The sequence below is a fragment of the Serpens gallinarum genome (genome assembly GCF_014836765.1).
In the GTDB taxonomy this organism is placed as follows: domain Bacteria; phylum Pseudomonadota; class Gammaproteobacteria; order Pseudomonadales; family Pseudomonadaceae; genus Serpens; species Serpens gallinarum.
Genome location: NZ_JACSQG010000001.1, coordinates 1 through 13855, shown reverse-complemented (window position 1 = coordinate 13855; position 13855 = coordinate 1). Strand labels below are relative to the sequence as shown.

At 60.1% G+C, this 13855-nt stretch carries 12 protein-coding genes; all 12 read left to right on the top strand.

The window, feature by feature from the left end:
• Positions 1–155 precede the first annotated feature (155 nt).
• Genes H9642_RS00060 through H9642_RS00005 form a run of 12 tightly spaced genes read left to right on the top strand, consistent with a single transcriptional unit; the run spans position 156 to position 13703 of the window.
• The gene (locus tag H9642_RS00060) at positions 156–575 is read left to right on the top strand and encodes a hypothetical protein (RefSeq protein ID WP_251834376.1); all 420 of its coding nucleotides are present in this window, start codon (positions 156–158) and stop codon (positions 573–575) included.
• A complete protein-coding gene (locus H9642_RS00055; protein ID WP_251834375.1) occupies positions 572–1444 on the top strand; it encodes a DUF4123 domain-containing protein in 873 nt (290 codons plus the stop codon). Before H9642_RS00060 ends, H9642_RS00055 begins: the two co-directional genes overlap by 4 nt.
• Positions 1441–2268 carry a hypothetical protein gene (locus H9642_RS00050; RefSeq protein WP_251834374.1) on the top strand — a complete coding sequence of 276 codons (828 nt, stop codon included), beginning with the start codon at positions 1441–1443 and terminating at the stop codon, positions 2266–2268. Before H9642_RS00055 ends, H9642_RS00050 begins: the two co-directional genes overlap by 4 nt.
• Before the next feature lie 6 nt (positions 2269–2274).
• The gene (locus tag H9642_RS00045) at positions 2275–4410 is read left to right on the top strand and encodes a lipase family protein (protein ID WP_251834373.1); all 2136 of its coding nucleotides are present in this window, start codon (positions 2275–2277) and stop codon (positions 4408–4410) included.
• Positions 4411–4421: 11 nt separating this feature from the next.
• Positions 4422–4553 (top strand): type VI secretion protein, encoded by a 132-nt coding sequence (locus tag H9642_RS00040; RefSeq protein WP_251834372.1) that lies wholly within the window; start codon positions 4422–4424, stop codon positions 4551–4553.
• Positions 4554–4572: 19 nt separating this feature from the next.
• A complete protein-coding gene (gene tagH, locus H9642_RS00035; protein ID WP_251834371.1) occupies positions 4573–5757 on the top strand; it encodes a type VI secretion system-associated FHA domain protein TagH in 1185 nt (394 codons plus the stop codon).
• A gap of 5 nt (positions 5758–5762) precedes the next feature.
• On the top strand, positions 5763–6230 hold the full coding sequence (tssJ, locus tag H9642_RS00030; protein WP_251834370.1) for a type VI secretion system lipoprotein TssJ: 468 nt from the start codon (positions 5763–5765) through the stop codon (positions 6228–6230).
• Positions 6231–6232: 2 nt separating this feature from the next.
• Positions 6233–7564, top strand: a complete 1332-nt coding sequence (gene tssK / locus H9642_RS00025) for a type VI secretion system baseplate subunit TssK (protein WP_251834369.1) — start codon at positions 6233–6235, stop codon at positions 7562–7564.
• Between the two features lie 5 nt (positions 7565–7569).
• Complete coding sequence (gene icmH, locus H9642_RS00020) at positions 7570–8451, top strand: type IVB secretion system protein IcmH/DotU (RefSeq protein ID WP_251834368.1); 882 nt, start codon at positions 7570–7572, stop codon at positions 8449–8451.
• A 1-nt stretch (position 8452) separates the two neighbouring features.
• Positions 8453–11977 carry a type VI secretion system membrane subunit TssM gene (tssM, locus tag H9642_RS00015; protein ID WP_251834367.1) on the top strand — a complete coding sequence of 1175 codons (3525 nt, stop codon included), beginning with the start codon at positions 8453–8455 and terminating at the stop codon, positions 11975–11977.
• A gap of 13 nt (positions 11978–11990) precedes the next feature.
• A complete protein-coding gene (locus H9642_RS00010; protein WP_251834366.1) occupies positions 11991–12713 on the top strand; it encodes a PP2C family protein-serine/threonine phosphatase in 723 nt (240 codons plus the stop codon).
• Positions 12714–12722: 9 nt separating this feature from the next.
• Positions 12723–13703 carry a serine/threonine-protein kinase gene (locus H9642_RS00005; protein ID WP_251834365.1) on the top strand — a complete coding sequence of 327 codons (981 nt, stop codon included), beginning with the start codon at positions 12723–12725 and terminating at the stop codon, positions 13701–13703.
• Positions 13704–13855: the final 152 nt, after the last annotated feature.

Sequence of the window (13855 nt, the reverse complement as noted above, 5' to 3'; positions counted from 1 at the left end):
CTTGCTGCCAGCTCGCTCATTCGTCGCTACGGCGAGGAGCGCAGGATCGAGCAGACCTATCTGGAAGGGCCGGACGCCTGGCACGTGTCAGGAAAGTCGTGGCACTGGCAGCCCGTAACCGCCACTACCGTTTATGAAAATAAGGATGCCGAAACGTGATCAGAAGACGGGCACGGATAAAAAAATCGCTGCTGACATGGGGGCTTCTGGATGCCTTCTATGTCGTCTGGTACAGCATGAGGAGCTGGGAAAACGACCGCATCCCGTATATCACCGACCTGTCCAATACCCTTGCGCTTGGCACTGAACTTGGTGGCCCCAACATGGCAATGGCAGCCATGTCATGGCTCCTGCAGTTTTCCATCATATTGAGCGCCGCGTTGTTCCTGTGTGGCTACCGGTGGGCTCGCTACCTCGGTTATGCGCAGATTCCATTCCGCCTCCTGCTCGTATACCCGTCGGTTTCGCTGATTCTCGTGGCGGGTGGCTACTGGCAAGATCATCAGGCAATGCTGGTTGTGCTGGTTCTCGCCTCCGAAGCATTGAAAGCCTGGTCACTGTGGAGGTTCGCATGACGCAGGCAGAACAAGGCCTTTATCCGACAATCACTGCCTCCGAGTGGATCGCCGATCAGCTTGCACAGCAGCGCGAACTGGTACTAGTTATCGACCGCCTTGCCGAGCCGGACCCAGTCCAGGCCCTGTTCAACGCGGACCTGATGCAGGACTACGTCAACCTTTACCAAGACACCGAATTCGCCGATATGGCGGAGGTCGGCCCTTGGCTGGTTCGTTTATACAACCCCGATGCAGAGCTTGTGCAAACGCTGCTAGATACGCCTGAAGACAACTGGGGTTGGTTGGCCAGCGCAGCAGATATTGATCTGACGATTTTCGCCCAACACTGGCGCGAACGCATATTGATCGATGAGGAAGAGCAACCTGCGCTTTACCGCTTTCAGGACAACCGGGTGATTGCACGCAGTCTTGCCCACCTAACATCCCAGCAGCTTCCTCAATTGCTCGGCCCGCTGAGTTCGATCCTCTATTGGGACGGCGGCGCTTGGCGCAGCCAGGATAATCCGGCGCCGGGTTCTGAACCGTTTAGTAAGCCCGCTCCGTGGTTGTATCCAGAGCCACAGCACATCGCACGACAGATACGTCTGGACAATCTCGAGCAATGGCTGTGGGAAACCCAGCCGGATGCCACTACCGCACTGGCCAAGCATCACAACATTCGCCACTGGCTGAACGAACGCCTCGATCTGGCTGAGCGCTGGGGTTGGGCAGCGGCGGAACAGGTATTGCTGGTACTGAACACCAAAAGAGGCACGCTGGATATGCATCCGGCCTGGGAGCCTTTGCCCGGCGAGGCTGCGGAGAATCACTTTTTGCGTTGCCAGTCGATCTTCGCCTCGCTCAACCATGAGGGCTCCCAGGCATGAGGCGCCTCATTTTGTTGTTGAGCGTGGCGCTGCTCGGCTCCTGTTCCTGGGTCGGCAACGCCATCAAGGAGGGCGCGATCGAGGCCGTCAGCTATTCCAGCCGCGCGCATTTCACACTCACGGGCAAAGTGCCTGAAAACTACTGGTTCCAGTACTCAGCGTACTACCAGCCTGAAAAACACATGGCATGCGCTCGGTTCAGCCCAGGCACGGGCGGCTATGTGCCCCGCGAGCATGTTGAGCAGGCCATCACCGAACCCATGAGCGAGCCCCACACATTCCGTTACCGCATCCCGTTGGCCTATCACACGGCAGGCTGCACGCTGAAACTGGTCAACGTGAGCATGCTGGCGTTTGGCCGGTTTCGATCCGGCGACTGGAGCTCAGGGCGCGATGGAGCCTCGCTGGGCATTTACGACACCTTGCCCGACAGCGTGCCCCCCTTTCCCGCTAGTGGCGTGCGAGAACTGCGCGGCACCTGTATGTGGCTGTTTCGCCTTATTGGAAAAAACAACTCGCTGGTAAAAATTTTGGTGTGTCACGAAGCCGATGAGCACTGGCAAGTGCCGCAGGATTATGACCAGCGACGCCGCTTGGGCGCTTCGCTGCGCCGCGATGAACTGAATGGCAAGACGGTGCATGTGGAGTTTAGGCATTCGCAGGAAGAACGGCCTTTATTCAGAGGAACATGGCTGAATACCACGGCTGGCTGGAAGCCCTGTATCGAAACACATACTTCTATTCGCTGCCAAAACCCACCTGAGTTCCGACCATTCCTAATAAATGGTCGTAAATGCACGGTATATCCGAACTGCACGGAGTAAATATTCATGGACGAAATATTTTCCGCAGCCTTTGCGGCGAAGGCCCAGCAATGCCCTTTACGCACACACTGGATTAGCTTCCGGCTGGTTGACGAGTTTGGAAGTGGTGCGCCGTATGCTGACTTACACTATTTAGTTATTGATGGGCAAGGACAAGAAATTACAGGAATATTGAATGGTGATGGATATGCGCTAGTTGATAATTGTTACAGCGGACCGTTTGTTCTTCGCTTTTCTGATCCATATCAGGGCGGTACCGATATTTGGTATGAGCGTTTAATGATTAGGGAAAATTACCCCCTGCCTATCACCGCCCTGCAAGTCGCCGCCGAACACACCCTGCGACGGCCTTCCAGCGAGCCCAGCGCAAGCCTGACCCGCGCCGTTAAGGAAAAAGCCGAATTCTATCGAGTCGAGGTCAGAGACCTGGTCGAAATCACCAGCCATTTACCGCCGGCCTCCACTCTTGTCGCGCCGCGCCCTTCAAAAGTGCTGGCCGCCAATGCTCGTCAGAATGGAGTTACTTTTGGCGTTGCCCTGGAGCCCAACAAGCATCATGTACTGGAAGTCAGGGCACTGCGTGCCTGGCGTCCATTGCTGTCGCTGACTCCCACATTCTCCGCACTGGATGCCTACCAACTGGCGCTCTTCACCAACCTTGCCTATGCCGGCTTCGGCCAGAAATACGATGAGAGCGAAAAACAACCACCCACCTATCCGGTACCTGGCACCGTTGGCCATGTGCTCAATGCCCGCCTCGGAAATATTCAGACCGGCGCGCTGATTGAAGAGCCCGGTCGATTTCATCGCGCTCAAGGCTTTTATCCCATTCTGGAAGAAGTGCCGTATTCCAAGCGCCTGGAAGTCGTGCCCTACGATCCACAGCGCTACACAAAGCACAAGGAACAGCTGCCCTGGGACTTGCATACCCTCGATCACACCGATAGCAACACCCAGGCCTATGTCACCCATGACGACCGCATGATCCTGATCGGTGTACGCGGTACCCAGGAAAACCCGGATGACCTGATGCTCGATCTGGATGCGGCCCAAGTTCCTTATGAGGAAGGCATCGGCCAAGCACACCAAGGTTTCTATCGGGCCTTCAAGGCAGTGAAGGCTTTTGTTGAGCCCTATCTGCTCAACTTTCATACAGGTCAAAAAGTCGTTGTCTGCGGTCACAGCCTGGGTGGCGCTATCGCCTCGCTGCTGGCTGAATGGATTCGTCGAAACGAACAGAAATTTGACGTTCTGCTCTACACCTACGGCGCCCCACGTACCGGTGACCGCACCTTCGTCGAAGGGGCATCGGCGTTGGTGCATCACCGTCTGGTAAATCACAACGATCCGATCCCCAGCCTGCCGGCCACCTGGATGGATACCGACAAGCGCCTGTGGATACCTGGCCTAGCAGCACTGATCACTGGCACCACCGGAGTTGGTGGGGCGGCCTTTCTTGCCGGTGTGGTCAATCTCCAGGGTGATCCCTACCAGCATCACGGCACGCAGCATCATTTCCTGCCCCTGAAAATTGCCAAAGACGAGGAAACTTCGTTGCTTTGGCAGCCCGACTGTTCAGGCATCGAGAACGCAGCCGGTGCGCATTGCGCCGCGAAAAACACTGCCGACATGCCACACCGCGCCACCTTCGTTGCTCAACTCGCATCTGTGAAACAGCATTACATGGCCAGTTATATCTCGGCCTGCCACAACACGATCCTGCGTTGGAAAACCGCGACTGAAACGATGCCGAGCACCTACCTGACCGCGCGCGAAGAGCATTGGCTACGCGAGGAAATCGAAAGCTATCACCGGAAACTTGATAACTGGGAACGGCAAGCCAGACGCCGTTACGAGGCCGATCATCGATATAGCGGACCGTCCCACACGGAAAAACTTGAGCGCGCGATAGCTGAGGCCAATGCTGAACGCCGACGCCTTCCGCGAACCCTAGCACGCATAAAGCTGCTGGCAGAGCAGTACGTCGATAAAGCCCAGCTTTATGGCGCCCAGGCCACCAACCCTCAGCTGGAAAGCTTGATAGCACGCTGGCAGGAACACGAACGCAACCTGCCGACCCTGCGCCAACAACAGGCGCAATTTTCCCGCGCTATTTCAGCACATCACGCCCAACTGCAATGAAAGGTGACGTCATGAACATCCACTATCCCCTCGCCCTGCTGGCCCTAACCCTCGCTCTCTCCGGCTGCTCCGGCAATTACACCTGGAGCGATGATCAATACCGTCCCCTGGGCGAGCCGCAGGCTGCTCAACGCGGCAAGTGAGTTTAAGGAGCAACACACCATGGAACTGGTATTCGATGTGGTCAGTGCCGGGGAATTTCTCCCGGGCCTGTTGACCAGCAAAACCTTTACTCAAGCGGGTGGCGTCATTGGCCGGGCGGAGGGTTGCGACTGGGTGATTCCGGATCGCTCGCGCGTCTTGTCTGGCCGGCATGCCACAGTCAGTTATCGCGACGGCGCGTTTTTTCTGACCGACACCAGCAGCAATGGCATCCAGCTCAAGGACACGGGGGCCAGCCTGCCCAAGGGCATGCCCCAGCGCATCGAAAACGGCAGTGAATATTGCTTGGGCGATGTGCAGATCCGTGCACGGTTGCTGCAGGACCCTATGCTGTTCGAGGGCGATCTTGGGCGTCCACAGCCTGCCGGCAGCCTGATTCCTGACGATGCCTTTCTCGATCTCGATCCTTTGCACGGTCTGGAGCAACCCGTGGCCGCGTATGCCGAGGTCGATGAACTGGCGCTGTTGACGCGCCCGGCCCAGGCTTCGCAGCAGCACGATTATGCGCGCAGTGAGCGGGACAACCTGCCGCCGCCCACACTGGTGAGCCCCACACCGCCCCACGAAGTCGCGATGCAGCCGCAGCCTGCGCCTGCCAGTTTCTGGGAGCGTTTTGGTGCGGCCCTGGGAGTCGATCTGGACACGCTGGATGAAGCCCAACGCGAAGACCTGGCGCTGCGCTGCGCCCAGTTGCTTAAGCAGAGCATTGGCAGCCTGCAACAAAGCCTGCGCACGCGCAGCGAATTGAAGAACGAATTGCGCCTGGCCCTGACCACCGTGCAGGGAGCCAGCAATAACCCGCTCAAACACAGTATCGACGGTCAGGCTGCGCTAAACGCTCTGTTGCGCGACAACAGACCCGGCCAGCTGCCCGCCGAACAGGCGATCAGCCAGGCCTTTCGTGATTTGCAAGCCCATCAGGTGGCGTTGCTTGCCGCCAGTCGCGCGGCGGTCAACGGCATGCTCGAACAGCTGTCGCCCGAGCGTTTGGCGCTGCAGTTCGAGCGCGACGGCAAGCCGCTGCTGGCCACCGGTGGCAGCCGCTGGCGGGCCTATCAGCGCTGGCACCGCGCCCTTGAGCAGGACAAGGACTGGAGCGAGCGCCTGCTCGCCCGCGACTTTGCCAAGGCCTATGAAGAACAGGTGCGCCTGATCGCCACCCTCACTACCGACGTTCAAGGATGATGTGCATGCCTCGCTCGATTTTCCTGCCGTTACTGCTCGCTCTACTGATGCTTGGCGGCTGCAGTTCCTCGATGACCAAACTGGACCTGTCGCTGACCGGCAGCCAGCGCCTTAATCCGGACCTCAACGGTCGGCCTTCACCCATCGTCGTGCGCCTGATTGAACTCAAGCATCCGGCGGCCTTTGCCAATGCTGATTTCTTCTCGCTGTATGGCAGCGCCAAAGAAGCGCTTGCGCCTGATTTCGTGACCCAGGAGGAGCTGGAACTGCGCCCCGGACAAAGCCAGACCCTGAAAGTCTCAACCAAGCCCGGCAGCCGCTATATAGGCGTGCTGGCCGCCTACCGCGACCTGCCGGACAGCCGCTGGCGGTTCGTCATCCCGCTGCGGGAAGAGGCCCGTCACCGCGTCCAACTGCACTTCGGCGCCCGCGAAATCATCGATGCCGAATCCTTCGCCTTGCAGGAGCACTGAACATGAGCCTGCATAAAGTGATTTGGCAGGAAGGCATGCTGCTGCGCCCGCAGCACTTCCAACAGAACGACCGCCATTACGAGCACCAGTTGAAGACCCGCACCCGGCATCTGCACAGCTACGCCTGGGGCTTTTTTACCCTGGAGATTGATCGGCAATTTCTCAACATGGGCAAGCTGGTGGTCAGCCAGGCCAGCGGCGTACTGCCAGACGGCAGCCTGTTCGAGCTGGACGCCGAACGCGAGCCACTGGCTGTGGATATTGCGCCGAACACCGGCAATACCCCGGTGTACCTGGCATTGCCGCTGGTGACCGGCAACCACATCGAAAGCCGCCGTGCGGAACAGAAAGACGTGCTGGCCCGCTTCACGGCCTTCGAGACCGAGGTGGCCGATTCCAATGCGGGCGATAGCAGCATCAGCCAGGTCAGCTGCGGCCGGCCGGATTTTCGCCTGCTGGTGGGCGAGCAGCAGAGCGACCAGGCCTTTGTGAAGCTGCAGCTGTGCGAAATTCTCGATACCACCCCAGACGGCGTGATCAGCCTGAGCGCGGAGTTCATTCCCACGTTTGTGAGCTTTCATGCCAGCGGTTACCTGCTGTCCTGCCTGAAGGAGGTGATCAGCATGCTCGCCCACCGCGGCGACACCCTGGCTGAGCGCATTCGTGCGACGGGCAAGGTCGGGGGCGCAGAAGTTGGCGATTTCATGATGTTGCAGTTGATCAACCGCCACGAACCGGTGCTGCGCCATTACCTGGGTGTGGAGCAGGTGCATCCCGAGCAGATCTACCGTGAATTGCTCGGACTTCTGGGTGAGTTGGCCACCTTCGCCAGCGAAAGCAAGCGTCCGCGGCTGGACGGCCGCTACCAACATAGCCACCAGGGCGCCAGCTTCCGCACGCTGATGGATGCGATTCGGCAGGTGCTGTCGATGGTGCTGGAACAGCACGCCGTTGAATTGCCCCTGCAGCAACGTCAGTACGGCATCCAGGTGTCGCCGCTGCACGATCATCAACTGCTCGGCACTGCGTCCTTCGTGCTGGCCGCCAGCGCCGAGGGCGATTCCGAAGCGCTGCGCCAACGCTTGCCGGCGCACCTGAAAGTCGGTCCGGTGGAGCAGATCCGTCAGTTGGTCAACCTGCATCTGCCCGGCATAAAGGTTCGGCCGCTGCCGGTTGCGCCACGACAAATCCCTTTCCATAGCGGCAAGACCTACTTCGCCCTGGAGCTGGGCACCGAGGAACAGGCGCAGCTGTCGCGTTCCGGCGGCTTTGCCTTTCACGTGTCCGGCGAGTTCACCGGGCTTGATCTGAAATTCTGGGCGATCAGGGACTGAGCGACATGATCAGAGAAATGGATAACCTCGCGGATGACAAGACCGTCGTGCTCAATCGCCATGGCGCGACGCCGGCGCAAAGCCCGCTGACCGATTTTTCCGCGCCGCGCTACGAACAACTGGAAGAACGCATGGTTTACGCGGCGCGCCTGCGCCCGGCGGAAACGTTCAATATCAGCCTGAACCCGCTGGTCGCGGCAGCCTCAGCGCTGCTGTCGGAAGTGGTGCGGCTGAAACCCACCCTGGAGCCCGAGGATCTGTTCGTGCTCAAGGAGCGCTTGACGGGTGAGATCAAACTGTTCGAGCACCGCGCCCTGCACGAAGGTGCGGAAAGCGCTCAGGTCATGGCCGCACGCTATGTGCTGTGCACCGTGCTGGACGAGGCGCTGGTGACCACCTCGTGGGGCAACGAGAGCGAATGGTCACAAATGAGCTTGCTGTCGAGCTTTCACAACGAGACCTTTGGTGGCGAACGCTTCTTCCAGTTGCTGGAGCGCCTGGCCCGCAACCCGGTCAAACACCTGCACATGCTGGAGTTGATGTACCTGTGCCTGTCGCTGGGGTTCGAGGGCAAGTACCGCGTGCTGCCCCGCGGCATGCTGGAGCTGGAAGCAGTGCGCGACAGCCTGTACCGGCAGATTCGCCAACTGCGCGGCGACGTGCCTCGCGAACTGTCCCCACACTGGGAAGGCCTGCGCGACCCGCGCCGGCGACTGGTGCGTATCGTGCCCTGGTGGATGGTTGCCGTATGCACCCTGAGCTGCCTGGTCATGCTGTATGCCGGCTTCGCCTGGGTGCTTGGCGAGCAACGCGACACGGTGCTGCAACCGTATCACGTGCATGAAATGGCCAAGGATAGATCTACATTGTCTGCAGGGATGAATTGAGATGAAGGATTTTTTCGCCAAGGTTGCCAGGGTGTTGCGTAAAACCTGGGTTTGGAGCCTGTGCCTGGTACTGATGCTGACCTTGCTGGTGTGGTTTGTCGGACCGCTGCTGGCCGTCAACGACACCAAATTCTGGGCCTCTGCCACCAGTCGCCTGCTAAGTATCAGCGGGCTGTTCTTGCTCTGGGGCCTAAGCATGGTGTTCGCCAGTTGGCGCGCCACGGCCCGTAAGAAGCAAGCCGAGGCGGATGAGGACGCACAGGAAAAACTGCGCCGCGACGAACTGCTTGGTGACGAACAGCACGAGTTGCGCCAGCGTTTCAAGCAGGCGCTGCGCACCGTACGGCGCTCCAGTCTGTATCGCGGTCGCAGCGAAAAATGGCGCAACGACTTGCCGTGGTACTTGCTGATCGGCCCGCACGGCAGCGGCAAGACCAGCCTGCTGGATTTCTCCGGCCTGGAGTTTCCACTGCACAGCTCGGAGCAGCGCCTGACCAAGGATGTCTCCGGCACCCGCTACGCCGATTGGTACTTCGCCGAGCATGCCGTGTTGCTCGACACTGCCGGGCGTTACCTGACCCAGCCCGACGCCCACCTTGATGGCGCCGCCTGGCGCACGCTGCTCGGCCTGCTACGTCAGCGCCGTGCCCGGCCGCTCAATGGCGTGCTGGTCACCGTTCCGGTAGAGCAGTTGCTCAATGGCAACGAGCTGGAGCTGGAAAATCTTGCCCGCCAGACACGCCAGCGGCTGCACGAAATTCGTGAACGCCTGAGCGTCGAGGTACCGGTGTATCTGGTCCTGAGCAAAGCCGATCAGTTGCAGGGCTTCGATGAGTTTTTCGACCAGTTGTCCCGCGAGGAAAGCGATCAGGTGCTCGGGGCCAGCTTCCGCAAGGAGCAAAACGGCACTGACGCGCAGGTCGTCCGCCAGGAGTTCGAGGAACTGCTGCGGCGTTTAAACAGCCAGGTGGTGATGCGCATGCATCAGGAGCGCGACACCCAGCGGCGCGGGCGCATCCTGGATTTTCCGCACCAGATGGGGCAAATCGGCGAACGCTTGTGTCTGTTCATCGAGCTGGCCTTCAGCGGCAACCGTTACCAGCAGGCCAGCCAGCTGCGCGGTTTCTACCTGACCAGCGCGCCACAGCTGCGGGATGCGCTGGATCCGACCACCGTCGATATCGGTCGCCAGCTCGGCTTGCCGGCCACCGCCCTGCCGAGTTATCGCAGCGGACGCGCACGCTTCATCCATCATCTACTCAGTCGGGTAATTTTCCCCGAAGCCGAATTGGCGGGGCTCGACCAACGCGAGGTCAAGCGCATCGATTGGGGACAGCGTGCCCTCTATGCCGGCGCCTTCGCCTGCCTGTTGATCGTTGGCGGGCTGTGGGCCAACAGTTTTTCAGCCAACCACGGGCGCCTGGAACAGCTGCGTGAAATCGCCCAGCGACTCGGCGGCGAACGCCAGGAAATCGCCCCTGCGGACGATGCCCTGCAGACCCTCAAGGCGCTGGACAGTAGCTATGCCGCCAGCCAGGTGTTCCCTTCCGGCACGGATGTGTCCTGGCTGCAGCGCGGCGGGCTGTACCAGAAAAACGCCGTCGATCCGGTGCTGCACGATGCCTATCACCGCGATCTGCATACCCTGCTGCTACCGCGCGTGGCCAACCAGTTGGAGGCCCAGGTACGCGCCAACCTGGATGAGCGCAGCCGCCTGTTGGGTAGCCTGCGCGCCTATTTGATGCTGAACATGGAAGCACGCCGCGACCCAGCCTTCCTCAAGGAGTGGCTGGCCAGCGACTGGTCGCTGCGCTACGCCGGCAATGCGACAGCGCAACAGGGTCTGAACAGCCATTTCGAGCGGCTGCTGGCCGAAGGTTTCAGCCCTTACCCGCTGAACGATCAACTGATCGCCGAGGCCCGGCAGGTGCTGCGCAGTGAATCGTTGGCTGAGGTGGTCTACCGCATGCTGCGCGACCAGGCACACAGCATGCCGGATTATCAGCTCAACCAGAAACTCGGCCCACAGGGCGGCGTGTTTACCGGTGCCGATTACCGCATACCCGGCTTTTATACCCAGCGTGGTTACCAGCAGTACTTCGTTGCCCAAGGCGCCGAGCTGGTGCGCGAGATCCTGCGCGACAACTGGGTACTGGGCGAAAGCGATAGCCTCAGCCTCAACGAACTCAGCCGCTTGCTAGTTAGTGTCGAGCAGCTGTACTTCGGCGATTACACCCAATACTGGGGCGATGCGCTGTCGCAACTGGCGTTGGAGCCCATTGGCAATGCCCAGCGCGGCGCCGACCAGTTCACCGCCTTGAGCGCGGCCAACTCGCCGTTGCTGGCGCTACTGGTTGAAGTGCGAGCCAACACCAGGTTCGAAGGGCCGGCAGCCACCGAAGAGGTGGCCGACGCTGCACTGGACCTCGGCGGCTCGCTCGGCAAAGCCGGACAACTGGCCGCTGCGGCATCCCGCCAAGCCCAGGCGGCGTTAGCCAAGAACTTGCCGGATACCTCGCGCAAGGCTCTGGAGCGCCGCTTCGAGCCGCTGCACCAGTTACTCGATGAGCATGGCGGCCCCACCGGCAATCTCACCGCCACGTTGCAAGCCATGGACGCCCTGCAAGCACAGCTGTCCACACTCGCGCATGCCAGCTCACCGGAGCAGACCGCGTTTGAAGCCGCCAAAGCCCGCCTCAATGGCAAGCAGGACGCCATCAACCTGCTGCGCAGCAGCGCCGGCCGCTTACCATTACCGCTGGGAAACTGGCTGGGCCTGCTTGCCGAAGACAGCTGGCTGCTGGTGCTCAACGAAGCTCACCAGTACCTCAATCAGCGCTACCAGAGCGAACTGTACGACGCGTATCAGGGCTCGCTGAAACAGCGTTATCCCTTCTATGCCCACAGCCAGAGCGAAGTGGCGATAGCCGACTTTCGCGAGTTCTTCAAGAGTCAGGGCATTGCCCAGCGTTTCTTCGATACCTACCTGAAACCCTTCGTCAGCGGCAGCGCCGGACGCTATCAGTTGCGCCGCGTGGACGGGCTCGGCCTGCCGCTGTCGCAGGAGTTCCTGGCCCAAATGAGCCATGTGCAGACAATCAACCGCAGCTTCTTCACTGAGAATCCCGCCGAGCCGTCGGTGCTGTTCAAATTGGAACCTTACTCGCTGGACTCCAGCCTCAGTCGCGCCGATTTCCGTCTGGGCAACCAACTGATGGAGTATCGCCACGGGCCCATTGTGCAGACAGCCTTCCGCTGGCCAACCCAAGATGGCGAGGCGCGAAGCAGCCTGGTCGTTGAGGAGTTAGGTGGTCGGCGTATCGGCATTGAGCAGAATACCGGCCCCTGGTCGCTGTTCCGCTTGCTGGATTTGATGGAAGTGGATTACCACAGCGGCCGCGATGTGCTGTTGCTCAAAGCCAACCTGGGTGGAGTGCGGGCCAACTACCTGCTGCATAGCCAGCGCTCGCCGAATCCCTTCGACATCGCTCTATTGCGCGGCTTCAAGCTGCCTGCAAGCCTGTGAGGGCGAGGCAGCCATGATGCTAACTTGGCACAGCGCCGCGCGAACCGACACCGGCAAGGTTCGCCCGCGCAACGAGGACGCCATACTCAATCTGCCCGAGCGGGGCTTGTGGGCCGTGGCCGATGGCATGGGAGGGCATCATAACGGTGCCCTCGCCAGCCGGCTGATCGTGGAAAGTCTGGCTGACTTACCCTACGAGGGCAGCCTGGAAGACCGTATAAAGCAACTGCGCCACTGCTTGCATCATCTTAATCTGCGTTTGGGGCGCGATCTGACCCTCCTGCGCGACAATCCTGACCCCATCGTCGGCAGCACGGTCGTGGCACTACTCGCTGCCGGAGACCGCGCCGCATGCGTCTGGGCCGGCGACAGTCGTTGCTACCTGTGGCGCCACAAGCATCTATATCAGCTCAGCCGCGATCATTCACTCGCCCAGCAGCTGATTGATCGACAGCAACTGCGTGCGGAACAGGCGGCTCGCCATCCCTCAACCCATGTCCTGACCCGCGCCATTGGTGCCAGTGAGGAATTGGTGCTGGATATCCTGCAATTCGAACTGTTACCCGGTGACGTGCTGCTGTTATGTAGCGATGGCCTCTATCAGAGCCACTCGGCAGATTCCCTGGGTGCGGCACTGAATTGCTGCACGCCCACGCAAGCAGTGGCACGTTTGTTCAACCAGGTGCTGTCAGGGCCGGCTCGGGACAACCTCAGCGCCGTGGTGATGAAGCGGTGAGGAAACATTATGAGCATTCAGGACGTGGCAGGCTCGGAGGCGCTGACTTACTTCGCCTTCACCGCCCCTGGCAACCCGCGCCAAGCAGATCGTCCTGCCAGGTCCGCGCAGCCGTTGCCTGACGTATTATCAGGCCGCTATCGCATCGAGCGCCTGCTTGGGGTGGGAGGCATGGGCGCGGTTTACCGCGGCTGTGATTTGCTACGCAAACAGCTTGGTGATCCACACCCCTACGTGGCGCTGAAAACCCTCAGCGAGAGCTTCCTCGACTATGCCGATGCCCACGCGTTGCTGCACAGCGAGTTCGCCCTCACCTCACGACTGCACCACAGCCATGTGATCCGTCTGTTCGGCTTTGAGATAGACCCGGTCAGTGAGCGGCCTTTCATCATCATGGAGTTGCTCACTGGCTGCACCCTCGATGACCTACTGTTACGCTATCCCCAAGGACTGCCCTGGCTCAAGGCCAGAGACCTCTCACTGGCGCTGCTGCTGGCGCTGCGTTATATCCACAGCCAAGGCGTGATTCATGGCGATATCAAGCCCAGTAATCTGATGCTAGGGAACCAGGGCATTCGGTTATTTGATTTCGGCCTTGGGCACGCTAAAGAAAACTCACTGGCTGGCTTGCCCCAACTGTCACGAGAGCGTTTTGCCGCGTGGACACCGCGCTATGCGGCGCCAGAAGTTTTCAACGGCAGCCCCCTGAGCACGGCTACAGACCTGTACTCTGCCGCTTGCGTCATTTATGAGCTGTGCCACGGCCAGCCACCTTATCCACAGGTCGACACTAAACAGGTGGAAGCCATAAGCGCTCAGCCGACTAGACCGAGTGATATGCCCCAGCGTGTGTGGAAAGTGCTAAAGCAGGGCTTGGCCCTTGATCCAGGCAAGCGGCTCCAGACCGTAGACGCCTTGCTCAGTGCTGTTGAGGCCCAGTCGAGGCTTGCCGCGCTGACCTCTTGGCTCAACCGCAGCGGGCGTAATTAGCTATTTGGCTTCGCGCGTTTTTTCTCTGCCCAAAGACAAAACCCCAACCCGCGTAGGCGGATTGGGGTTTTGGGGTTAGGCGCTTGACGATGACCTACTCTCACATGGGGAAACCCCACACTACCATCGGCGAAGAGTCGTTTCACTGCTGA